Source organism: Serratia sarumanii (genome assembly GCF_029962605.1).
GTDB classification, from domain to species: domain Bacteria; phylum Pseudomonadota; class Gammaproteobacteria; order Enterobacterales; family Enterobacteriaceae; genus Serratia; species Serratia sarumanii.
In genome coordinates this window covers 2,267,047-2,289,808 of record NZ_CP124750.1, presented here as the reverse complement: position 1 = coordinate 2,289,808, position 22,762 = coordinate 2,267,047, and the positions used below count along the sequence as shown (strand labels likewise).

At 61.8% G+C, this 22,762-nt stretch carries 20 protein-coding genes; 9 read left to right on the top strand and 11 right to left on the bottom strand.

The features are described from left to right. Positions 1–86 precede the first annotated feature (86 nt). Complete coding sequence (locus SSARUM_RS10980) at positions 87–1,355, top strand: MFS transporter (RefSeq protein ID WP_176692236.1); 1,269 nt, start codon at positions 87–89, stop codon at positions 1,353–1,355. A gap of 51 nt (positions 1,356–1,406) precedes the next feature. On the opposite strand, the gene SSARUM_RS10975 is transcribed toward SSARUM_RS10980, so the two are convergent. Then, complete coding sequence (locus SSARUM_RS10975) at positions 1,407–2,693, bottom strand: glycoside hydrolase family 10 protein (RefSeq protein ID WP_060429991.1); 1,287 nt, start codon at positions 2,691–2,693, stop codon at positions 1,407–1,409. Between the two features lie 118 nt (positions 2,694–2,811). Further along, positions 2,812–4,608, bottom strand: coding sequence for a glycoside hydrolase family 3 protein (locus SSARUM_RS10970; RefSeq protein ID WP_140926554.1), 1,797 nt, complete (start codon positions 4,606–4,608; stop codon positions 2,812–2,814). A 332-nt stretch (positions 4,609–4,940) separates the two neighbouring features. Here SSARUM_RS10970 and tus point away from each other — a divergent pair, with 332 nt between their 5' ends. Continuing rightward, positions 4,941–5,879 (top strand): DNA replication terminus site-binding protein, encoded by a 939-nt coding sequence (gene tus / locus SSARUM_RS10965; RefSeq protein ID WP_033654741.1) that lies wholly within the window; start codon positions 4,941–4,943, stop codon positions 5,877–5,879. On the opposite strand, the gene SSARUM_RS10960 is transcribed toward tus, so the two are convergent. From SSARUM_RS10960 to SSARUM_RS10945, 4 genes are all read right to left on the bottom strand, one after another. Continuing rightward, complete coding sequence (locus SSARUM_RS10960; protein ID WP_033638436.1) at positions 5,869–6,237, bottom strand: VOC family protein; 369 nt, start codon at positions 6,235–6,237, stop codon at positions 5,869–5,871. The two genes, tus and SSARUM_RS10960, sit on opposite strands and share 11 nt — an antisense overlap. Before the next feature lie 90 nt (positions 6,238–6,327). After that, the gene (locus SSARUM_RS10955) at positions 6,328–7,017 is read right to left on the bottom strand and encodes a helix-turn-helix transcriptional regulator (RefSeq protein WP_049212098.1); all 690 of its coding nucleotides are present in this window, start codon (positions 7,015–7,017) and stop codon (positions 6,328–6,330) included. A 61-nt stretch (positions 7,018–7,078) separates the two neighbouring features. Continuing rightward, complete coding sequence (gene fumC, locus SSARUM_RS10950) at positions 7,079–8,476, bottom strand: class II fumarate hydratase (RefSeq protein ID WP_033654744.1); 1,398 nt, start codon at positions 8,474–8,476, stop codon at positions 7,079–7,081. Between the two features lie 230 nt (positions 8,477–8,706). Continuing rightward, positions 8,707–9,039, bottom strand: coding sequence for a hypothetical protein (locus tag SSARUM_RS10945; protein ID WP_043147412.1), 333 nt, complete (start codon positions 9,037–9,039; stop codon positions 8,707–8,709). 476 nt (positions 9,040–9,515) lie between these two features. Here SSARUM_RS10945 and manA point away from each other — a divergent pair, with 476 nt between their 5' ends. After that, positions 9,516–10,694 (top strand): mannose-6-phosphate isomerase, encoded by a 1,179-nt coding sequence (manA, locus tag SSARUM_RS10940; RefSeq protein WP_043147411.1) that lies wholly within the window; start codon positions 9,516–9,518, stop codon positions 10,692–10,694. A gap of 140 nt (positions 10,695–10,834) precedes the next feature. Next, positions 10,835–12,367 carry a YdgA family protein gene (locus tag SSARUM_RS10935; protein WP_033638429.1) on the top strand — a complete coding sequence of 511 codons (1,533 nt, stop codon included), beginning with the start codon at positions 10,835–10,837 and terminating at the stop codon, positions 12,365–12,367. 45 nt (positions 12,368–12,412) lie between these two features. On the opposite strand, the gene SSARUM_RS10930 is transcribed toward SSARUM_RS10935, so the two are convergent. Further along, a complete protein-coding gene (locus SSARUM_RS10930) occupies positions 12,413–13,576 on the bottom strand; it encodes a serine hydrolase domain-containing protein (protein ID WP_060426687.1) in 1,164 nt (387 codons plus the stop codon). Between the two features lie 102 nt (positions 13,577–13,678). On the opposite strand from SSARUM_RS10930, the gene SSARUM_RS10925 reads away from it, so the two are divergent. Beyond that, on the top strand, positions 13,679–14,587 hold the full coding sequence (locus SSARUM_RS10925; protein WP_049234463.1) for a LysR family transcriptional regulator: 909 nt from the start codon (positions 13,679–13,681) through the stop codon (positions 14,585–14,587). 26 nt (positions 14,588–14,613) lie between these two features. Here the strand turns inward: SSARUM_RS10925 and SSARUM_RS10920 are convergent, their stop codons facing one another. Beyond that, a complete protein-coding gene (locus SSARUM_RS10920; protein WP_048321520.1) occupies positions 14,614–15,750 on the bottom strand; it encodes a cephalosporin-hydrolyzing class C beta-lactamase SRT-2 in 1,137 nt (378 codons plus the stop codon). Between the two features lie 206 nt (positions 15,751–15,956). On the opposite strand from SSARUM_RS10920, the gene SSARUM_RS10915 reads away from it, so the two are divergent. Then, positions 15,957–16,838 carry a LysR family transcriptional regulator gene (locus SSARUM_RS10915; protein ID WP_039566322.1) on the top strand — a complete coding sequence of 294 codons (882 nt, stop codon included), beginning with the start codon at positions 15,957–15,959 and terminating at the stop codon, positions 16,836–16,838. Here SSARUM_RS10915 and SSARUM_RS10910 read toward each other — a convergent pair. Continuing rightward, complete coding sequence (locus SSARUM_RS10910) at positions 16,835–17,866, bottom strand: Mal regulon transcriptional regulator MalI (RefSeq protein ID WP_033648213.1); 1,032 nt, start codon at positions 17,864–17,866, stop codon at positions 16,835–16,837. The genes SSARUM_RS10915 and SSARUM_RS10910 overlap by 4 nt on opposite strands. Positions 17,867–18,089: 223 nt before the next feature. Here SSARUM_RS10910 and malX point away from each other — a divergent pair, with 223 nt between their 5' ends. Beyond that, entirely contained in the window at positions 18,090–19,709 is a 1,620-nt protein-coding gene (gene malX, locus SSARUM_RS10905) for a maltose/glucose-specific PTS transporter subunit IIBC (protein ID WP_043147401.1), read from the top strand. Continuing rightward, a complete protein-coding gene (locus tag SSARUM_RS10900) occupies positions 19,702–20,883 on the top strand; it encodes a MalY/PatB family protein (RefSeq protein ID WP_060429985.1) in 1,182 nt (393 codons plus the stop codon). Before malX ends, SSARUM_RS10900 begins: the two co-directional genes overlap by 8 nt. A 32-nt stretch (positions 20,884–20,915) precedes the next feature. On the opposite strand, the gene SSARUM_RS10895 is transcribed toward SSARUM_RS10900, so the two are convergent. Next, entirely contained in the window at positions 20,916–21,284 is a 369-nt protein-coding gene (locus tag SSARUM_RS10895) for a hypothetical protein (RefSeq protein WP_033638420.1), read from the bottom strand. Continuing rightward, positions 21,281–21,877 carry an NUDIX domain-containing protein gene (locus SSARUM_RS10890; RefSeq protein WP_043147399.1) on the bottom strand — a complete coding sequence of 199 codons (597 nt, stop codon included), beginning with the start codon at positions 21,875–21,877 and terminating at the stop codon, positions 21,281–21,283. The genes SSARUM_RS10895 and SSARUM_RS10890 overlap by 4 nt, the downstream gene beginning before the upstream one ends. 97 nt (positions 21,878–21,974) lie before the next feature. Here SSARUM_RS10890 and SSARUM_RS10885 point away from each other — a divergent pair, with 97 nt between their 5' ends. Further along, on the top strand, positions 21,975–22,730 hold the full coding sequence (locus tag SSARUM_RS10885) for a DeoR/GlpR family DNA-binding transcription regulator (RefSeq protein WP_060429983.1): 756 nt from the start codon (positions 21,975–21,977) through the stop codon (positions 22,728–22,730). Positions 22,731–22,762 lie beyond the last annotated feature (32 nt).

Below are 22,762 nucleotides of genomic sequence, written 5' to 3'. Positions count from 1 at the left end.
TTTTGTTATCTGCAAAGTGTCTGTTTATCTCCCCCGACGTTCGGTAAGGAAACGCTGTGACAACCCCTGTGCGTTCTGCGGCCGCGATGCCGTCGACGCTGGCCGCCAACGATGACGCGGCCGCTGCGCCAAAAATAAAACGCTCCACCCTCAACAACAAACTCCCCTACATCGAACGCGGCACGCCGCAGTTTATGCGCGTAACGCTGGCGCTGTTTTCCGCCGGGCTGGCGACCTTCGCGCTGCTCTACTGCGTGCAGCCGATCCTGCCGGTGCTGTCGCAAGATTTCGGCGTCTCGCCGGCGGAAAGCAGCCTGTCGCTCTCGGTCTCCACCGGCCTGCTGGCGATCGGCCTGATGTTCACCGGGCCGCTGTCCGACGCCATCGGCCGCAAATCGGTGATGGTGGTGGCGTTGCTGCTGGCGGCGGTCTGCACGCTGATCTGCGCCTTTATGACCAGCTGGCATGGCATTTTGCTGATGCGCGCGCTGATCGGCCTGTCGCTGAGCGGCGTGGCGGCGGTCGGCATGACCTATCTCAGCGAAGAGATCCATCCCAGCTTCGTCGCCTTCTCGATGGGGCTGTATATCAGCGGCAACTCGATCGGCGGCATGAGCGGCCGCCTGGTGACCGGGGTGTTGACCGACTTCTTCTCCTGGCGCGTGTCGCTCGGAGTTATCGGCCTGTTCGCCCTCGCCGCCGCCTGCATGTTCTGGCGCATCCTGCCCGCCTCGCGGCATTTTCGCGCCAGCTCGCTGCGCCCGCGCACCCTGCTGATCAATTTCAAACTGCATTGGCACGATAAGGGCCTGCCGCTGCTGTTCGCGGAAGGTTTCCTGCTGATGGGCAGCTTCGTCACCCTGTTCAACTACATCGGCTATCGCCTGCTGGCGGATCCTTACCACCTGAGCCAGGCGATCGTCGGCCTGCTGTCGGTGGTGTACCTCACCGGCTCCTACAGCTCGCCCAAGGCCGGCGCGCTCACCTCGCGCTTCGGGCGCGGCCCGGTGCTGCTGGCCTCGATCGTAATTATGCTGATCGGGATTCTGATTACCGCGCTGCCACAGGTGCCGGCGATCTTTATCGGCATGATGCTGTTCACCGCCGGCTTTTTCGCCGCCCACTCGGTGGCCAGCAGCTGGATCGGCCGCCGCGCGCGCCGCGCCAAAGGCCAGGCGTCGTCGCTGTATCTGTTCTGCTATTACGTCGGCTCGAGCGTGGCCGGCACCCTCGGCGGCGTGTTCTGGCACAGTTTCGGCTGGAATGGCGTGGCGGCGTTCATCAGCCTGATGCTGCTGCTGGCGCTGCTGGTAGTGCATTACCTGAAACGCCTGCCGGAAGCGGCGCGCCTTTGAAGAGAAAAAGCCGCGGTGGTTTGCCGCGGCTTGTCATGCCAGTGCCTGTGATTATTGACCGGTTTTCCAGCGGGTGCGCAGGTACGCCACCGCCTTATCCGTTTGCGGCTCAGTCAGATAGCGTTGCCGGAACAGGATGGTTCCCCCCATTCCCGGCAGGCTTTCGTTGAGATCGAGCTGCCTTTTCAGTTCGGGAACGCCGCCCTCGACGGCCCAGGCCGGCTCGCTAGCCGCAGGCGTACCCACTTTATACAGCGCCACCCCGGCATAGAGCCGAACCGACGTGCCTTTCACCACCTCGGCCCACCAGTTGGCCAGCACGTCGTAGCGGACAATTTCACGATCAAAAGGCCAATACAGCTGCGGTGCGATATAATCGAGCAGCCCCAGTTTTACCCACTGGCGCGTATCGGCATAGGCCGTATCATACGATGGCGCGCCTGCCCGCGTCGCCGAACCGTCAGGATCGTCCGCTTTGTTTCGCCATACGCCCGCCGGGCTGACGCCAAACGCAACCTCGGGCTTCAATGCTTTGACGGCGGCTGACACCTGTTTTATCAATTGCAGCGTGTTGTCTCTGCGCCAGGCGGCTTTGTCTGCAAATCCTTTGCCGTATGCGCGATATGTTCGTTCATCATCCAGCGGCGATTGCGGCGTTTCGTAATAGAAATAATCGTCAAACTGAATGCCGTCGACATCGTAGTTTTTGACGATTTCAGCCACCACGCCGGTGATCCAGTTGCGCACGTCGGGCAGACCGGGGTCGAGCACGAAGCGCTCGTTGGCGGTGCGTATCCAGTCGGGATGCAGCGCATAGACGCTGGCCGGCGGCGACTGCAGCGTATGATTGAGTGCCTCAATCGTCTGTGGGCGGGTATTCATGGAAACCCGATAAGGGTTCAGCCAGGCATGCGCCTTAATGCCGCGCCGGTGCGCTTCTTGCAGCATAAAGGCCAGCGGATCATAGCCGGGATCCTGGCCAACGGTGCCGGTCAACACCTCAGACCAGGGCAAGATGTTTGAGCGCCACAGGGCCGTGCCGTCCGGTTTAACCTGAAAATAAACCGTGTTAATCCCGGTTTTCACCATCTCGTCCAGCGCGTCCGTCAGCCCCTGTTTCTGCTGGCAAACCCGCTCTTGCGCGGTTTCCGCCTTCAGGGAGGCCGCCGGCGGCCAGTCCAGGCCAATGACCGTGGCCAGCCAGATGCCCCGCATCGGTGTTATCGGCGGTGTCGGCCGCGGGGGCTTCTCCGGTTCGGGTGGCTTGGCGCATCCGCTCACGCCCAGCATGGCGGCCATCAACAGCCATCCGCCTAATTTTGTTGCGCCTGTCGGCATCCTGATTCTCCTTCCGTGAGTGACGGTTATCCCATGTCGTTACGTGCAGAGCAAGAAACTGCCCGCTATCAAGCTGCCGGCGTCGCCTTTTTCAGACGACGCCGGTGTCCTTACCCCATCACCAGCTCAGCCCAGTCCCGCGAGGGAACGCCACCTTGCCCGTATTGGTTTCCGCATCGTAGTCATGCCAGGTGTTGACCGGCAATTTGCCCTGCGGTTTGATTTTACCCGTCAGCACCTGCGCCAAAGAGACCATCGAAGGGCCGCGCCACACGCCGCTGTCATAACCGTAGTAGGCGTAGGTGGCGACGGCCGCCTCCACCTCTGCGGCATAGTTCACGATATCGTAAGGGGCGCGCAGTGAGAGGTGAACGCGTTTTTTCCCTTGCTCGGCAGCGTATTTCAACCAGCCCGGATAAGGACTGCCTTCATTGCCCGCTCCGGTTGCGGAAGTCACCACCCCATCCTGCTCGGCAGGCGTAAAGCGGGTTGACAGCGTTCCGAGCAGGAACACGTCGCAGCCGGCAATATGCTCTCTGACCTGGGCGTCGCTCAGCTCCGTTGCCTTCGCGGCAACGACGTTCTGATACCCCTCCTGCGCCATCACGCGCGCAATGCCGTTGGCCTGCTCGCCCCACGGGGTCAAAATAAAGTAGCGCAGCGTTTTGCCCTTCAACGGCAACAGGCTGTGGCGATTGATCACCACGGTAATGGAGCGATCGGCGATGCGTTTTTCCAGCTTGTGCGCTGAGGACGAAGCGTCGTTGAAACACGGCCTGTCGCTATGGCCCATCAGGTTATGGCGCAATTTCAGGCGCAAAATTCGCTCAACCGAGGCATCGATATCAGCCTCGCTGAGATGCCCCGTTTTCACCCTGTCCGCAAGGTAACGGATCAGTTCCGGCAGCAAGCGCGCCTGGGCCGGCGAGGCGATGCTGACAGGCATCAGGGCAATATCCACCCCGGCGGCAAAGACGTTTTCAGCTGCCGCTTGCTGGCTGAAATGCTCGGCAATCGCGCCCATATCCAGCGCGTCTGAAATCGTTACGCCGGCATACCCCAATTCATTGCGCAGGATCTGGGTCTGAATTTCATGCGACATGGTGGCCGGCACCGTGATTTTTTCACCGCTGCGGGTGTCTATCTGGCGGTTATCCAGTGCCGGATACTGAATATGGGCGGTCATGACCATGTCCGGCGCCGCGCAGCGATCGATGGCCTGCTTGTAAGGAGCGATATCGATGGCAAAAGCCTCTTCCCGCGTGCGATCGACGCGCGGCAAACCGGTATGCGAGTCGGTCGAGGTGCTGCCATGGCCGGGGAAGTGCTTGTAAGCGGTGATCAGCCCCTGCTGTTTCATGCCCGCCACCATTTTCTCTGCCAGACGGGAAACGGTGTTCTTATCATCGCTGAAGGCGCGAACGTTAATCACCGTATTGAACGGGTTGGTGTTGACGTCCACGACCGGGGCAAAGTTGGTATTGATATGCAACGCGCGCATATCCTGGGCCATCAGTTTGCCTTGTTCAACGGCGAGATGTTTATCCGCACCGCCCTCAATCGCCGCTGCGAGCGCCATATTGCCGGGAAATGAGGCATAGTCGCCGCGCGGCAGCCGGAAAACGTTACCGCCTTCGTTATCGGTGCCAATAAACAAACGAATGCCCGCGTGGGTTTTCATCGCGGCATACCAGGCCGTCAATGTGTTGATCTGCTGCTTGTCTTTCAGATTATTGGCAAACAGGATCACCCCACCCACGTGGTTATCGGCGATCAGCTTGCCAATGGCTTCATCGGGAACGGTCATATCCTGATTGCTGCTACCGCTCCGATCCCAGTAGCGAAAATCCAGCATGATTTTTTGCCCGATTTTCTCTTCCAGCGTCATGTTTTTGACTTTCTGTTTAATATCCACAGTGAACCTCCGTTTAAAGCGCCCGTTAATGACAGAAGAAAAGATAACCCCAAGGGCTCATCGCGTCCTGCCATTCCGTTTGTTCCAGCGTTTGGACAACGGCGAGCGGAAAATGGATTAAACAAAACACAAACGAACAGGATAAAATCCATAAATGAATCAAAACACTACGTATACAGAGTGTCTTGCGTGCCCTGCCGCCAAAGACCTTTATGGCGTATTTTCCGCTGATAAGCCGGGTGGTCAGTGAAGCCGCCTTTTCCCCGGTAGCCTATGTTGCCCCCAGTCTGCTACTCTTCTATAGTATGTTGTAACTAAAACAGGAAGGTGCGATGAGCAGATACGATGTGATAGGCCGGATGAACGCTTGCTTTACCGAACTGGAGCAGGCGCTCGGCGCGCTGCAGCAGCAGATCGCCCCGCTGCGGTTGCTGGCGGCGCGGGTGTTCAGCCTGCCGGAGGTTGAAAAAGGCCAGGAACATCAGGCCATCTCACATATCGCGGTCGAACAGCATGTGGGGCAAGCGGCGCGCGATCTGGCGCTGGAGCACTATCAGCGGCTGTTTATCCACCATAACCGGGAGAATGTCAGCAGCAAGGCCGCCGTTCGCCTGCCCGGCGTCATCTGTCTGGCGGTGGAGCAGCCGGAGTATCAGGTGCTGCAAACGCAGCTGGCGCTGATCAATCGCCTGAAGGGCGAGCTGGAACAGATTATCACCGTCGATTCCGGCCTGGCGCCGGAGCAGCGTTTCGAGTTCGTGCACACCCATCTGCACGGGCTGATTACCCTCAGCGCCTATCGCACCCTCACCGCCCTGACCAATCCCGACTCCGTGCGCTTTGGCTGGGCCAACAAGCACATCATCAAAAACGTCAAGCGGGACGACATCCTGGCGCAGCTGGAGAAAAGCCTGAAAGCCGGCCGCGCGGTGCCGCCGCACAGCCGTGAACAGTGGGCTGCCCTGGTCAGCCGCGAGATAGACGACGTCAGCCGCCTGCCGCAGCACGCGACGCTGAAAATCAAGCGGCCGGTCAAAGTGCAGCCGATCGCCCGGGTGTGGTATCAGCAGCAGCAAAAACAGGTGCAACACCCCTGCCCGCTGCCGCTGATCGCCCTGTGTCAGGTTGAAAACGGCGCCGCGGTGCCGAAGATTGGCGAGCTGCTCAACTACGACGTCGACGCGGTGAAACACCGTTACAAACCCGACGCCCGGCCGCTGCGGCTGCTGGTGCCACGCCTGCACCTGTATACCGACGACGCTACTCGCTGAGGGCATACACCCGCAGGCGATGGCCGTCCGGATCCCGCGCCACGAAGGTGTAACCGAACGCCATCTCGGTCGGCGTTTGTTCAATCGGCAGCCCGAGTTCGCGCCACTGGTTATAGCGCGCCTCGACCTCTTGCGGATCCTGGCACAAAAAGCCCAGTTCACCGCCGCCGCCGGTCAGGGTCGCCGCAGGTTTTACCCCCTGTTTGGCCCACATCCCCAGCTTAAAGCCGTTGTTGAGCACGAACAGGGCGAAGCCGGGAGAAAGTTCCACCGGCGCCTGTCCCAGTAAGCGTTGATAAAAGGCGGCGCTGTTCAGCGGGTTATCGACGTAAAGCAGGGTCATGCTGGGAAGAGTCATCGGTCTGTCCTCTGGGTGATGGGAACCAGCCGGTTCCCGATAGGCACAGACTAAAGCGCGCGGCTGACAGTTTATAGCAGCAGCGTGCCGCTATTGCTCCGCAATGCCCTCGCTGAGGCGCCACTCTTTCAGCAGCCGCCGCCGGCCGCGCGGATAGCGCTGTTCCAACGGCATGGCGGCCTGAATGCGATCGAGGCGAAAATGGCGAAACGCCTGGCGCAGCTCGCACCAGGCGACCAGCACCTGGAGCTGGTCGAAAAAGCCCAGCGCAAAGGGCCACAGCAGGCGTTCGCTGCGCTGCCCCGCCAGATCGAGATAGCCGATATGCAGCTTGCGCTCGCGGCGGATGGTGTCACGGATCAGCACCCGCAGCTCATCCGCCACCGGCGGTGCCTGAACCGGCGCGATCAACAGCGTGTTAGCCTCCAGCTCCTCCCGCAGCGCCGGCGGCAGCACGGCGGCGATCTTGGCCAGCGCCTGGCCCGCCGCGCTCGCCAGCTGGCTGTCGCCGCGGCGGCTGACCCAGCGCATGCCCAGCACCAACGCTTCTGTCTCCGCCTGCGAGAACATCAGCGGCGGCAGCATAAAGCCGGGGCGCAGCACATAGCCGACGCCCGCCTCGCCGGCGATCTCCGCCCCCTGCTGCTGCAGCGTAGCGATATCGCGGTACAGCGTGCGCATGCTGATGCCCAGCGTCTGCGCCAGCGCATGGCCCGCCACCGGATAACGGCGGCTGCGCAGCAGCTGCATCAGATCGAGTAAACGTTGTGCGCGCGACATCTTGATTTCTCCACAAAAAAAGGGCTTACCTCAGTAAGCCCCCGGTTGCCTCACAGATCAATCATTTCTGCATGCTGCCGACCATCGCTTCCGGCCGCACCCACTCGTCGAACTGCGCTTCGGACAGGTAGCCCAGCTTCAGCGCCGCGGCTTTCAGCGTCAGCCCTTCCTTGTGCGCTTTCTTGGCGATTTCCGCCGCCTTGTCGTAGCCGATGTGGGTGTTGAGCGCCGTCACCAGCATCAGCGATTCGTTCAGCAACTGGGTGATGCGATCGCGGTTCGGTTCGATGCCCACCGCGCAGTGCTCGTTGAAACCCTGCATGCCGTCGGCCAGCAGGCGAATCGACTGCAGGTAGTTGTGGATCACCATCGGGCGGAACACGTTCAGCTCGAAGTTGCCGGAAGCGCCGCCGATGTTTACCGCCACGTCGTTGCCCAGCACCTGGGCGCACAGCATGGTCATCGCCTCGCACTGGGTCGGGTTGACCTTGCCCGGCATGATGGAACTGCCCGGTTCGTTCTCCGGGATCGAAATCTCGCCGATGCCGCAGCGCGGGCCGGAAGCCAGCCAGCGCACGTCGTTGGCGATCTTCATCAGCGAGGCCGCCAGCCCTTTCAGCGCGCCATGCCCCTGCACCAGCGCGTCGCAGGTCGCCAGCGCTTCGAACTTGTTCGGGGCGGTGACGAACGGCTGATGGGTCAATTCCGCCAGCGCTTTAGCGACGCGCACCGCGTACTCCGGATGGGTGTTCAGCCCGGTGCCGACCGCCGTGCCGCCAAGCGCCAGCTCGGCGATGTGCGGAATACTGTCCTCGATGTGTTTCAGATTGTGCGCCAGCATCGCCGCCCAACCGGAGATCTCCTGCCCCAGGGTCAGCGGCGTGGCGTCCTGCAGATGGGTGCGGCCGATTTTGACGATGTCGCGGTAGGCTTCGGCCTTGTCGCTCAGCGTCTTGTGCAGCACTTTCAGCTCGGGGATCAGATGTTCGCGCAGCGCAATCACCGCCGCCACGTGCATCGCGGTGGGAAACACGTCGTTGGAGCTCTGGCTTTTATTGACATCGTCGTTCGGGTGCACCTTGCGCTCTTCACCGCGCACGCCGCCCAGCAGCTCGCTGGCGCGGTTGGCCAACACTTCGTTCATGTTCATGTTGGTCTGGGTGCCGGAGCCGGTTTGCCAGATCGACAGCGGGAACTGGTCGGCATGGCTGTCCGCCAGCACTTCGTCGGCGGCGCTGATGATGGCGGCGCCCCGTTCGGCCGGCAGCAGCCCCAGATCCACGTTCACCTGCGCGGCGGCGCGCTTGGTCAACGCCAGCGCGTGGATCAGCGCGGTCGGCATCTTTTCGGAGGAAATGCGGAAATGCGCCAACGAACGCTGGGTTTGCGCGCCCCACAGCTTGTCGGCCGGTACTTCGATGGGGCCCATAGAGTCTTTTTCGATACGAACGCCTGCCATCATTATCTCCTTAGCATAATTCCTAAAATCGTAGGGTTGAGCCGACGCGCTACCCCCCGTCGGCATGCACTCCCAGTATAGTGACATAATAACTATTCGCATTAAGAGAGTTATCTCACAGCACGTTTCATCTTTTTTACCCATTAACGACGCGGTTATTTTCCATCGGTTAACCCGCGGCGAAATAAACGGCCGGGAATGAGCCAGGAGAATAAAAGTGTGGCTAATCATTAACGCGGATGACGCGAATTAAAATTATTGATGCGCTGCGCCTGTAAATGATTGAGCTCATCGATACGTTGTTGCTGCAGATGATTGATCTCGTCGTAGGCGTCCTGCCGTTCATGATGCCGATAGGCCCCGGTCGCCGCCGCGCCGGCGGTGAGCGCCAACGGGTGCGCCACGGGCACGATCGCGGCGGGAACCGCGACCGGCGCGGGTGCAACGACGATCGGCGCCGGCGCGATCGCCACGGCGCGCGGCGCCGCGTAGGGATAGGTGACAATCACCGCCGCCTGGGCTGCGCCGGCGCAAAGCCCCAACAGCAACAACAGTTTTTTCATGCAACAGACCTCTGGTTTTGTTAAATCGACTCGTTAGCCGTTACGGTAAAGGGGTCTGACGCGCAGGTTTAAGCTCGGCGTGTGATCGCCCGGCGCAGCGCGAAAATAATAATAAGGGAATGGCTCAGACGGTAAAAAATAAATTCAGCAGTCATATTTTTACATGCTGAATAATAAATAATGCGGCAGGATGAGCGGACTATCGGCAATAATCCCGCCGGTTCAAAAAATAATCGAACGGCGGGTTTTCCGGGCCGCCTTGAGGCCTGCGCGCCAATTGAGGCGCCGATCGTTATCACGCTATACTTTGGCCCCATTGCCGGGCGCGACGTTATTCGGCGTTGTTTTGATCGCGCCCATGATTTTTCCTGCCGACGCGGGCGTATGATGGTTGTCGGCACAGATTTAACTAACCGTATAAAATCAGTAAGTTATTGCCATCCGGTACGGCAATGACGCTAAGGACGTTTATCGACATGCAAAAAATGACCAACGCGGTACAGAATTACGCCTGGGGCAGCCACGATGCGCTGACCCGTCTTTACGGCATCGCCAACCCTGATAATCTGCCGATGGCCGAACTGTGGATGGGCGCCCATCCCAAGAGCCCTTCCCGCGTGCCGGGCGCCGACGGCGAGCTGCGTTCGCTGCGCGATCTGATCGATGAAGACCAGCCAAAACAGCTGGGCACCAACGTCGCCAGCCGCTTTGGCGAGTTGCCGTTCCTGTTTAAAGTACTCTGCGCCGATCAGCCACTGTCGATCCAGGTCCACCCGAGCAAAGCGGCGGCCGAAATCGGCTTCGCGAAAGAGAATGCCGCCGGCATCCCCCTGAGCGCCGCCGAACGCAACTATAAAGATCCCAACCACAAGCCCGAGCTGGTGTTCGCCCTCACGCCGTTCCTGGCGATGAACGGCTTTCGCGAACTGGCCGATATCGTTTCCCTGCTGCAACCGATCGCCGGCGCACACCACGACATCGCCGCCTTCCTGCAACAGCCGGACACCGCGCATCTCGCAACCCTGTTCGCCAGCCTGCTGACGATGAGCGGCGAGCAAAAGTCGCTGGCGCTCGGCGTATTGAAAGCCGCGCTCAACAACCAGCAGGGGGAACCCTGGGACACCGTACGCTTTATCGCCGGCTTCTATCCGGACGACAGCGGCCTGTTCTCACCGCTGCTGCTGAACGTGGTGCAGCTCGCGCCGGGCGAAGCAATGTTCCTGTATGCCGAAACGCCGCACGCCTACCTGAAAGGCGTGGCGCTGGAGGTGATGGCCAACTCGGACAACGTGTTGCGCGCGGGCCTGACGCCGAAATTCATCGACGTGCCCGAGCTGCTGGCCAATCTGCAGTTCCGCCCGCAGCCGGCTTCCGGCCTGCTGACCCAGCCGGAGCCGCGCGGCAACGAGCTGTTCTTCCCGATTCCGGTGGAGGATTTCGCCTTCTCGCTGCACGATTTGACCACCGCCCCGCAGGCGCTGGCGCAGCAAAGCGCCGCCATCGTGTTCTGCGTCACCGGCGAAGCGACGCTGGAAAAATCCGGGCAACGCCTGACGCTCAAACCGGGCGAATCCTGCTTTATCGGGGCTTTCGAATCCCCGGTCAACGTCAGCGGCAGCGGCCGCATCGCCAGGGTTTATAACCAGCTGGCCTAACCGTTGATAAATTTCAGCAAATTGCTTGCTGAAAGCGAGAGCTACCCCCACAATTAAACGCCTGCGGGCGTTTATTTTCGGCCCCTATTTGCCCCTCCCGCGCAACGGAGGGTGATAAGAAAAAAGGATGAAACAGAGCTATGAAAAAATCGTTAGTCGCTGTCAGCGTCATTGTGGTTCTTGGCGCAGCATGGACCGGGGCATCCTGGTACACCGGGAAACTGATCGAGCAGCACATGGGCGAAGTCGTCGACAACGCCAACGGCCAGCTGAAAGCTTACCTGCCGAAAGCCGGCGTGAAGCTGAGCTATGAAAATTACCAGCGCGGCCTGTTCAGCAGTAAAGTGCGTTATGTGCTGCGTTCCGACGGCACGGATACCAGTGAAGACGCGGCGCTGAAAGCCGGCGAAGAAGTGGCGTTCCTGGAAACCATCGATCACGGCCCGTTCCCCTTCGCCCAGCTGAAAAAATTCAATCTGCTGCCGAGCATGGCGTCGGTGCATACCGAGCTGGAAAATACCCCGGCGGTGAAAGGCCTGTTTGACACCACCAAAGGCAAATCGCTGTTTACCGCCGATTCGCGCATCTCTTACAGCGGGGACACCTCGTCCGCCATCGACATCATCCCGCTGGACTACCAGAAGGATAAGTCTTCGCTGAAATTCAGCGGCGCCACCATTAACGCCGATGTGTCCAGCGATCTGAAAAAATTCGTGCTGGACGCCAATAGCGACAATATCGTGTTCGCCAGCCCGAACGAATTCGGTCAAAACGAGCAGATCACCTTCCAGGGCTTCAACCTGAAGGGCAACAGCAACGAGAGCAAGTTCGGCGTGAAGCTCGGCGATCAGACGATGACGCTGAAGCAGTTCAAACTGACGATCGACGGTAAAGATACCGTGGCGTTGGACGGTTTCAACCTGGTGAGCAAGTTCGGCGAGCAAGGCAGCAGCAACATCGGCGGCCAGATCGACTACACCATGGACGCGCTCAAGGTGCAGGGCAACGATTTCGGCGCCGGCAAGCTGGCGCTGAAAATCGACAACGTCGACGGCAAGGCGCTGAAAGACTTCGCCGACAGCTACAACCGCCAGACCATGGCGCTGCTGCAACAGGGCGAGAACCTGGATCCGGCCGTGTATGAGCAGCAAAACGCCGAGCTGTTGCAAAAGAACCTGCCGCTGCTGCTGAAAGGCAACCCGAGCCTCAGCATCGCGCCGCTGAGCTGGAAAAACAGCAAGGGCGAGAGCACCTTCACGCTGGATCTGGCGCTGACCGATCCGAGCAAAGCCGCCTCCCCGGCGCAATCGCCGGATCAGCTGATCGCGCAGGCGGTTAAAAAGCTGGATATCAACCTGACCATTCCGGAAGCGATGGCCACCGAAGTGACCGCGAAAACCGCGCTGTTGCAGGGTTACAATGCGGAAGACGCGCAGAAACTGGCGCAGCAGCAAGTGCAGGGCCTGGCGGCCATGGGCCAGATGTTCAAGCTGACCACCCAGAAAGACGGCGTGATCGCGAGCAAGTTCCACTATGCCGACAACCAGGTTGACCTCAACGGCAACAAGATGTCGCTGCAAGAGTTCATCGGCCAGTTCGCCATGCTGGGCGCCCCGGCGGAAGACGCTGAACCGGCGCAGGAAGCGGAACCCGCTCCGGCACCGGCGCAGTAATCGCCTGACAGCCTGATCAAGGGCCCCCTGCGGGGCCCTTTTTATTTACCCCATTTCCGCGGCGTAAACCGCATCGCGGATCTGCTGCGGATAGCGGCCGCACATGCCTTCAAACGCGGTGTTGGTCAGTATCACCACGCTCAACTGCGCCTGTGGATCAAAGAACCAGCTGTGGCCGTAAACGCCGCCCCAGGTCAGCGTGCCGGCATGCTGCGGCGTCTGCGCGGCATCTGTGTCCACCAGCAGCGCCCCGCCGAAACCGAATCCCCAGCCCGGCCCTTGCGTTTGCGCCTGCGCCCCCACGTGCGGGCTGCGCAGCAACGCCACCGTGTCCGGCCGCAACATGCCCTGCCCGCCGCTGCGCAACGCCTCCACCAGGCGCAGCACATCGTCGGCATCGCCGACCATGCCCGCGCCGCCGGAAGGATAGGCCCCGGCGTTAAGCGCCCGCGCGGGTGAAAACAGTACCTCGCCCCCCGCCATCTCCTCCGGCAGCGCCAGCCGCAGGCCTTCATGCATGCGCTGCGGCCCTTGCGGCGTGTTGTAATACGGCGTCGCCAGGTTCGCGGCGTCCGCCGCATAAAACGCGGTATTGCCGAGCCCCAGCGGCCGCGCCACCCATTCGACAAACAGCTGCTGCAGCGGCATGCCCGTCACCCGTTCCAGCACCGCGCCAAGCACGTCGATCGCCAGCGAATAATTGAAGCGCTCCCCCGGCGCCGACAGCAACGGTGCCTGTGCCAACAGCCGCAGGTTTTGCTCCAGCGTCAGCGTCGACAGCTCCACGCCGTCCTGGATCCCCAGCTGATGATAAACGCCCGCCGGCGGCTGGTTCAGCCGATAGTCCAGCCCGGCGGTGTGGCTCAGCAAATGACGAATCTTGATCGCCGGGCGCCGGCCGTCCGCCAACGCCGGAGTGAACCACGGCAGCCAGTCGCTGACCGCGTCGTCCAGGCTCAGCTTGCCCTGCTCAATCAGGCGCAGCGCCGCCAGCGTGGTATAGGGTTTGGAGACCGACGACAGTCGAAACTGCGTTTCTCGCCGCATCGGCCGCCGCGCTTCGCGATCGGCATAGCCGGCCGCCCCGGCGTAGCAAATCTCGCCCCGCCGCGCCACCAGCACTACGCTACCCACGATGCGCCCTTCGGCCATCGCCTGTTGATCGATCGCCGCGATCCGTTCTGTTAACGCCCGTTGTTCTGCCGACATGATTTTCATCTCTCTGATGGAAAGTAAAATCAGTCTAAAACCTTCGTCATAAATTAAAATAAGGCATAATTTAATGAATCATTAAGCACAGGTTATTGATAGATGAGTTCACTCCTGCAGCTGTTGCCCTATTTCGAAGCCGTCGCGCGCCTGGGCAACTTTACCCGCGCGGCCAGCCAGCTGGGCGTCACGCCGCCGGCGGTGTCGCAAAACATTCAGGCGCTGGAGAATCAGCTGGGAGTACGGTTATTTCATCGCACCAGCCGCTCGGTGCGCCTCAGTGACGAGGGCCGGTTGTTCTATCAGAAGGTATCGCCGGCGATGAGCCAGATCGACGTGGCGGCGGACGACGTGCGCGCTCTGGGCGCGCAGCCGGCGGGCCTGCTGCGCATTACGCTGCCGCAGCTGGCCGCTTCGCTGCTGGTAATGCCGCATCTGGCGGAATTTCAACGGCGCTATCCCGACGTGCAGCTGGAGCTGTTTACCGAAGACCGCTTTTCCGATCTGGTGCTGGGCAGTTTCGATGCCGGCATTCGCATGCACGCCATGCTGCAAAAGGACATGATCGCCGTGCCGATCGACAACGGTCAGCGTCGGGTGCTGGTCGCCTCGCCCGACTATCTGGCGCGCTGCGGCGTACCGGCCACGCCGGACGATCTGCCCGTTCACCACTGCCTGCGCTACCGTTTCCCCGGCAGCGGCAAACTGGAACCCTGGTATTTCAGCCTGGGCGACGATGAACGCGCGCTGGACGTCAGCGGCAGTTTGATTTTTAACGAAGATCGGCTGCTCAAGGATGCGGCGTTGGCGGGCCTGGGTATCGCACAGCGTTTTCAGGGCACGGTGTTGCAGGAGCTGGCGCAGGGGCAACTGGTGGAAGTGCTGCCGGATTACGCCAGCGAAGCGTCGGGGTTTTTCATCTACTTTCCCGCCGGCCGGCATCTGCCGCTCAAGCTGCGCGCCTTTATCGATTTCATGCGCGAGCAACGTGAACGGCAGCATCGCTGGTAGGGGCACCTCGTCGGCGCCCCTGGCCGTCAGCGCTTCTCCAGCGCCTGGACGATGTGGTAAGCCGCCTCGACGCGATCGTCGTTCGGGAACCACTTGTTGGCCAGCATCACCACGGCGATATTTTTCGCCGGGATAAATACCGCGTAGGTGGAGAAGCCGCCGGTGGAGCCGGTTTTGTTATACCAGCCGGCGCGCAATTCCGGCTGCGGCGGCGTGATGGCGGTGGCCGGCGTGCCGTTCATGATCATCCCGGCGTTGTTGCCTTCAATCAAACGCGACAGTTTCACCGGATACGGGTAGTTCTCCCACATCAGATCCTGCGTGAACGCGCCCGCCTTGTAATACCCGACGTGCGTCGCGGCCAGCGCGTCGCGCCACGGCTGCGCCACCTTCACCTGCTGCAGGTTGGCGTCCAGATAGCGAATCAGATCGCGAGCGTTGGACTTGATGCCGTAAGACTCGGCATCCAGCGGGCCGGGGTTGACCCGCACCGGCTTATCGTCCTTGCTGTAACCCTGCGCATAGTTAGCCATCTGCGCCGCCGGCACCTGAACGTAGGTGTGGCTCATGCCCAGCGCCGGCAGCATCCCCTGTTCCATCGCCTGGATAAACGGCTGGTCGAGGCTCTTGGCGGCGATCATGCCCAGCATGCCGATGCCGAGGTTGGAATAGACACGGTAGCTGCCCGCCGGGTGTTTCGGCTGCCAGGCCCGGTAGTAGGCCATCAGCTGGGCGTCGTTAGTGACGTCGTCCGGCACGAACAGCGGCAGGCCGGAGGTATGCGTCGCCAGATTCAGCAGGCTGACGCCGTCGAAGGCGCTGCCGCGCAGCTCGGGCAGATAGCGGCTGGCCGGATCGTTGAACGACAGCTTGCCCTGCTGCTGCGCATAGACCGCCAGCGTCGCGGTAAAGGTTTTGCTCAGCGAGCCCACTTCGAACAGCGTCTCCTCGGTGATCGGTTTGCCGGTCTGCTTCGAGGCGACGCCATACGGGTAAATCTGCTGTTTGCCGTCGACCGACACGGCGATCGCCATGCCCGGTACGCCATATTTTTTCATCAGCGGCTGAATAACGGCGTCGATATCCTGCTGCTGCGCGGCCTGCGCGGTCGGCAAGATCAGTGCGGCGATCAGCGCGGCCGCCAGGCGGTTCATTTTCGTCATGATAGAAGCTCTTAGGTTGCAGGGTATCAGCCGCGGCCAAAAGTTTTTATTGGCGTTATGCACGGCGCTTTCCCTGATTGATGATGTCATTCCTTTACGGCTGCGGCGACGCTCACAGCAGCCGCGCCAAATATCGGATTTTGCCGCCGGGTTGACAAGCGATAATAATTTCAGCCAGCATAAAGAAAAACTTATGGCTATCGACAATGCGCAATCGACTTCCCCTCAACGCCCTGCGGGCGTTCGAATCCTCCGCTCGCCACCTGAACTTCACCCGCGCCGGTCTGGAGCTGCGTGTCACCCAGGCCGCCGTCAGCCAGCAGGTGCGCATGCTGGAAGAACAGCTGGGCATTCAGCTGTTCCGCCGCCTGCCGCGCGGGCTGGATCTGACCGAAGAGGGCCAGGCGCTGCTGCCGGTATTGAGCGACGCCTTCGACCGCATCGAGGCGGTGCTGCAGCAGTTCGAAGGCGGGCATTTCCACGAGGTGCTGACGGTGGCGGTGGTCGGCACCTTCGCCGTCGGCTGGCTGATGCCGCGGCTGGCGGCATTCCGCACGGCGCACCCGTTTATCGATCTACGGGTGCTGACCCACAACAACCTGGTCAATCTGTCGGCCGACGGCATGGATTTCGCCATCCGCTTCGGCGAAGGCCTCTGGCCCGCCACCTGCAATATCAAGCTGTTCGACGCGCCGCTGACGGTGCTCTGCCCGCCGGCGGTCGCCGCGCGCCTGCGCACGCCGCAGGATCTGCAGCACGAGCAGCTGATGCGCACCTACCGCAAGGACGAGTGGGAACGCTGGTTCGCGGCGGCACAGGTGACGCCGTGGCGGATCAACGGCCCGGTGTTCGACTCGTCAAGGCTGATGGTGGAAGGCGCGATCCAGTGCGATGGCGTGGCGCTGGCGCCGGTCAGCATGTTCCGCCGCGAACTGGCCGCCGGCGCGCTGCAGCGGCCGTTTGCCGCCGAGGCCGCACTCGGCGCTTATTGGCTGACCCATTTGAAATCGCGAGATCTGACGCCGGCGATGAAAACCTTTATCGGCTGGATCCGCCGGGAGGCGGAGGAGGAACAGCAACAGGGCTAGGCGGAACCGCGCCGGATCAGCGTCGGCGGCAGAATGACGTTCTGCGCCGGCAGGTCGGCGTCACCGATGCGCTGCAGCAGGCGCGCGGCGGCGCTGCGCCCCACTTCCCGCGCCGAGCTGGAGACGAAGGTCAGCGGCGGCTCGGTCAGTTCGGCCTCCGGGACGTCGCCGAAGCCGATCAGCGCCACCTGCCGCCCGTAGTAGGCGTCGACCCCGTCCGAACCGATGCTGCGGCCGCTGCGCGCCAGGCCAAAATAGGCGCCGAGCGCCACCGACGCCTTGTGGCAGACGATGGCGGTAATATTCGGGTAATGGCGCAGCAGTTGCTCCGCCGCTTCCGCCGCCTGGCGCTGCCGGCAATCGCACTCGACGATCCATTCGCTGCGAAACGGCAGGCCATACTGCACCAGCGTGGCGCAAAAGCCGCCCAGCCGCTCGGCGCGCGTCAACGAGTCGCTCTGCCCGCCGAGGTAGGCGATTTGGCTGTGGCCCCGCTTGATCAAAAATTCGGTGGCCAGCTTGGCGGCCTGCATGTTGTCCGGCCGCACCACGTCCACGCCGTCGAGACCGCTGGAGCGCGCCACGCAGACCAGCGGTACGCCCTGCTCGGCCGCCTTCTCCTTCAGGCCCGCCGCCGCGCGAATGCCGCCCGCCAGCACGATGCCGTCGACGCCCTGCGCCAGCAGCGCGTCAAACGCCCGCTGCAAGCCCTGGCCGTCGCGCCCGCTCTGCGTCAAAAACAGCAGCTTGTCGTGCGCCTCCAGCGCTTCGCTCAGCCCGGCGGTCATTTCGGCATAGAAGGGTTCGCAGATGTCGCGCAGAATAAGGCCGATCACCCCGGACTCCCCGCCGCGCAGCGTCGCCGCCTGGCGATTGCGCACATAGCCCAGCTGCTCTATCGCCTGATTGACCTTCTCGACGGTGGTCGGCGAAATGCGCCCCTTGCCGCTCAACACCAGGGAAACCGTGGTGACCGACACGCCCGCCTGTTGCGCCACATCGGTGATGGTGATCTTTTTGATGCTCATAGTCTCTGCGAACCCGTTCCTGGGCAACCCGCGCCGTAATGATCAAGGGTATACCGAATCCGTTATCTCAGTAAAACGTTTTACTGCCTACCGCATTGTCGTCAAAAACCGGGCGGCAGATTTGTGATTGGCGGCGCATTTTTTCTAGGTAAAACGTTTTATCTTCTTTTTACCTAATCTGCAGTCCTCTTTTTGCTCGTCTTTTCGCCAGGAGAAGTCGGTTATGTCAGCAGCCAACAAACCCAAAATCACCCTCTGGGAGTTCTTCCAGAGCCTGGGCAAAACCTTCATGTTGCCCGTCGCCTTGCTCTCTTTCTGCGGCATCATGCTGGGGATCGGCAGCTCGCTGAGCAGCCGCGACGTGATCACCCTGATGCCGTTTATCGGCCACCCGATCTTCCAGCTGATCTTTACCTGGATGAGCAAGGTAGGCTCCTTCGCCTTCAGCTTCCTGCCGGTGATGTTCGCCATCGCCATTCCGCTGGGCATGGCGCGCGAGAACAAGGGCGTCGCCGCCTTCTCCGGCTTCGTCGGCTTCGCCGTGCTGAATCTGGGCACCAATTTCTACCTGACCGCCGCCGGCGTGCTGCCCACCAGCGATCCGCTGGTACTGAAAGCCAACAATATCCAGAACATCCTCGGCATTCAGTCGATCGATACCGGCATCCTCGGCGCGGTGATCGTCGGCATCATCGTCTATCGCCTGCATGAACGCTTCCACACCATCCGCCTGCCGGACGCGCTGGCGTTCTTCGGCGGCACGCGCTTCGTGCCGATCGTCACCACCGTGGTGCTGGGCCTGTGCGGCCTGGTGATCCCGCTGATCTGGCCGTGGTTCGCCGCCGGCATCACCGGGCTGGGTTGGGTGATCAACAGCGCCGGCGCCTTTGGCCCGATGCTGTTCGGCACCGGCGAACGCCTGCTGCTGCCGTTCGGCCTGCAGCACATTCTGGTGGCGCTGATCCGCTTTACCGAGGCGGGCGGCACCATGGAAGTGTGCGGCCACAGCGTCAGCGGCGCCCTGACCATCTTCCAGGCGCAGCTTTCCTGCCCAACCACCACCGGCTTCGCCGAAAGCGCCACTCGCTTCCTGTCGCAGGGTAAAATGCCGGCGTTCCTCGGCGGGCTGCCGGGCGCGGCGCTGGCGATGTATCACTGCGCCAAACCGGAGAACCGTCATAAAATCAAAGGGCTGCTGATTTCCGGCGTGGTGGCCTGCGTGGTCGGCGGCACCACCGAGCCGATCGAGTTCCTGTTCCTGTTCGTCGCTCCGTTCCTCTACCTGATCCACGCGCTGCTCACCGGGTTGGGCTTTACCGTGATGGCGCTGTTGGGCGTGACCATCGGCAATACCGACGGCAATATCATCGACTTCGTGGTGTTCGGCATTCTGCACGGCACCGCCACCAAGTGGTATCTGGTGCCGGTGGTGGCCGCCGTCTGGTTCGTCGGCTATTACGCCATTTTCCGCTTCGCCATCCAGCGCTTTAACATCAAAACGCCGGGCCGCGAGAGCGACGGCGCCGTTAGCCAAAGCGCGCCGGCCGGCGCGGTGGGCAAATCCGGCTACAACGTGCCGGCGATTTTGGCGGCGCTCGGCGGTCCGGACAACATTATCACGCTGGACAACTGCATCACCCGCCTGCGCCTGTCGGTCAACGACATGAGCCGGGTGGACGACGCGGCGCTGAAGGCCAACCGCGCCATCGGCGTGGTGCATCTCAACGACCATAATCTGCAGGTGGTGATCGGCCCGCAGGTGCAATCGGTGAAGGATGAATTAGACTCACTGATAGCCACGGCGCAACCTGCCGCGGCGCTGCAGGGAGCCACCCATGTTTGATTTCTCCACCCCGATCGACCGCCACGGCACCTGGTGCACCCAGTGGGACTATATCGCCGATCGTTTCGGCAGCGACGACCTGCTGCCGTTCACCATCTCCGATATGGATTTCGCCACCGCGCCGTGCATTCTCGACGCATTACAGCAGCGCCTGCAGCACGGCGTGCTGGGCTACAGCCGCTGGCAGCACGAGGATTTTCTCGGCGCGCTGCGCCACTGGTATCAGCAACGTTTCAACGCCGCCATCGACACCGCGACGGCGGTGTACGGCCCTTCCGTTATCTACATGGCGGCGCAACTGATCCGCCAATGGTCGGTGCCGGGCGATTACGTGGTGACCCATACTCCGGCCTACGACGCCTTCTACAAGGTGATCCTCGCCAACCAGCGCCAGCTGTTGGCCTGCCCGCTGCAAAAAGCCGGCGACGACTGGCGCTGCGATATGGCTCACCTTGAGGCGTTGCTGGCGCGGCCGCAGACCAAGATCCTGCTGCTGTGCAGCCCGCATAACCCCACCGGCAAAGTGTGGCGCCGCGACGAGCTGCAGCAGATGGCCGAACTGTGCGAGCGCCACGACGTGCGCGTCATCAGCGATGAGATCCACATGGACATGGTCTGGGGGGAACACCGCCATACGCCGTGGAGCCAGGTGGCGACCGGCGGCTGGGCCCTGCTGACCTCCGGCTCCAAGAGTTTCAATATCCCGGCGCTGACCGGCGCCTACGGCTTCATCAGCGACGATGCCAGCCGCGAAGCCTATTTCCAGCAGCTAAAAGCCCGCGACGGCCTCTCTTCGCCGGCGGTGCTGGCGGTGGCGGCGCACGTGGCCGCCTATCGCCACGGCGAACCCTGGCTGGACGCCCTGCGCGACTACCTGCAGGATAATCTGACCTACGTCGCCGAGCGGCTGGAGCAGGCTTTTCCCGCGCTGGGCTGGCGTCCGCCGCAGGCCACCTACCTGGCCTGGATCGATCTGCGGCCGCTGGCCGTAGACGATCGGGCGCTGCAGCAGGTGCTGATCGAGCGCGAAAAGGTGGCGATCATGCCAGGCTTTACCTACGGCGAGGAAGGCCGCGGGTTCCTGCGCCTCAACGTCGGCTGCCCGCGCAGCAAGCTGGAGGCCGGCATGGACAAGCTGATCGCCGGATTGCGGTTGGTGCTGAGCGACCAATAGCGCGAGGGGGCGAGCCTCTGCCCGCCCCTTCGTTACCCCTGAACAGGCGGGATCTCCTCCAGGCGGCGATAGACCGTCAGACCCCACTCGTTGGCCAACCGCACGTCGTTATCGGCCCCCGCAGACGCCCCTTCGATGCGATACACCGCCTGACACTGCGCAATCAGTCGGTGAGCCACCGGGTAAAGAAACGCCTCGCTCACCGCATCGCCAACCTGAGTGGAACCCGCCGCCGCCGCCAAAGGCAGCGCCAGCCATTCGCCGATCACCGGCACGTGCCCCCGCTGGTAAACCGCCAGCGCCGCCTGTTCCAGGCGCGCCAGATTGGCGGCGATACGCTGCGGATCGCCATCGGTGCCGCTGCGGTAGGGGCCGGCGATCAAGATTTGTTGTGCTTTCATCGTTCTTCCTCCAACGTCCGATTCAAGGCGACAAACTGCAGCAGCATGATGGTTTTGGCGTCAACGATCGTGCCCTGGCGAACCGCCTGCAGGGCCTGCGCCAGCGGCAGCTCGAGCACCTCCAGATCTTCCCCCTCCGCCACCACCCCGCCGCCCTCGTTGAGGCGATCGCTCGCCTGATATTCGCCGACGAAAAAGTGCAGCTTCTCGGTGACCGAGCCGGGGCTCATGTAGGCTTCGAACACCTTCTCCACGTTCTGCACGAAATAGCCGGTTTCCTCTTCCGCTTCGGCGCGGATACGCGCCTCCGGCGATGCGTTGTCCAGCAACCCGGCGGCGGCCTCAATCAACATGCCGTCATGGCCGTTGACGAAGACCGGAAAGCGGAACTGGCGTGTCAGGACCACCGTTTGCGCCTGCCGGTTGAACAGCAAAATCACCGCGCCGTCGCCGCGATCATAGGTCTCACGGCTCTGTCGCTGCCAAACGCCGTCGCGCCGCAGAAAATCAAAGGTGGTTTTTTTCAGCAGGTACCAGTCATCGGACAACACCCGGGTTTCGACAATGCGAACCCTGTCTTTGGTGGCTATCATCGGTTTACTCCGCCAGAGGAAGGAAATTGATACTATCGTGCAGTTTCGTGTATGATCAAGGTATTTCGTGCAAAGCAATTTTGAGAGGAAAATGGCCATGTTGACCAGCCAGCGCAAGAAGATCATCCTGGAAAAACTGGCCCAGGACGGCCAGGTGTTGGCCAAGCAGCTCAGCGAAATGTTTGGGTTGTCGGAAGACACTGTCCGGCGCGATCTGCGCGAACTGGACGCCGAGGGGTTGCTGCAACGGGTACATGGCGGCGCCCTGCCGGTTTCCTCTGCCATTGCCAGCTTCGCCGAGCGCAATCAGTTGGAATCCGGCGCCAAACGCGCGATCGCCAAAGCGGCGGCGGCGATGATCGCCCCTGGCCAGGTAGTGATTATCGATGGTGGCACCACCTCTGCAGAACTGGTCCGGCAGCTGCCGCCCTATCTGAACGCCACTATCGTCACCCACAGCCCCAGCGTCGCCGTGGGCTTGGTCGATCACCCCACGGTGGAGGTGATCCTGATCGGCGGCCGGCTGTACAAGCATTCGATCGTCAGCGTTGGCGCCGCCGCGGTGGAAGCGATGTCGCATATTCGCGCCGATATCTATTTTATGGGCGTAACCGGCGTGCACCCCACCGCGGGGCTGAGCACCGGCGATCTGGAAGAGGCCTACATCAAGCGGGCGCTGGCGGCCCGCGCGGCGGAAACCGTGGTGCTGGCCTCCGCCGCCAAGCTTAACGCCGCCTCGCAGTATGCGATCGGTGACATTACGCTGGCGCATACCATCATCGTTGAACGCGCCACCGACGACGCATTGATCGCGCCGTTGCAGCAGGCGGGCGTCAGCGTGTTGAAAGCCTGATTCACCACGAAAATGCGATACACCTCGCATTA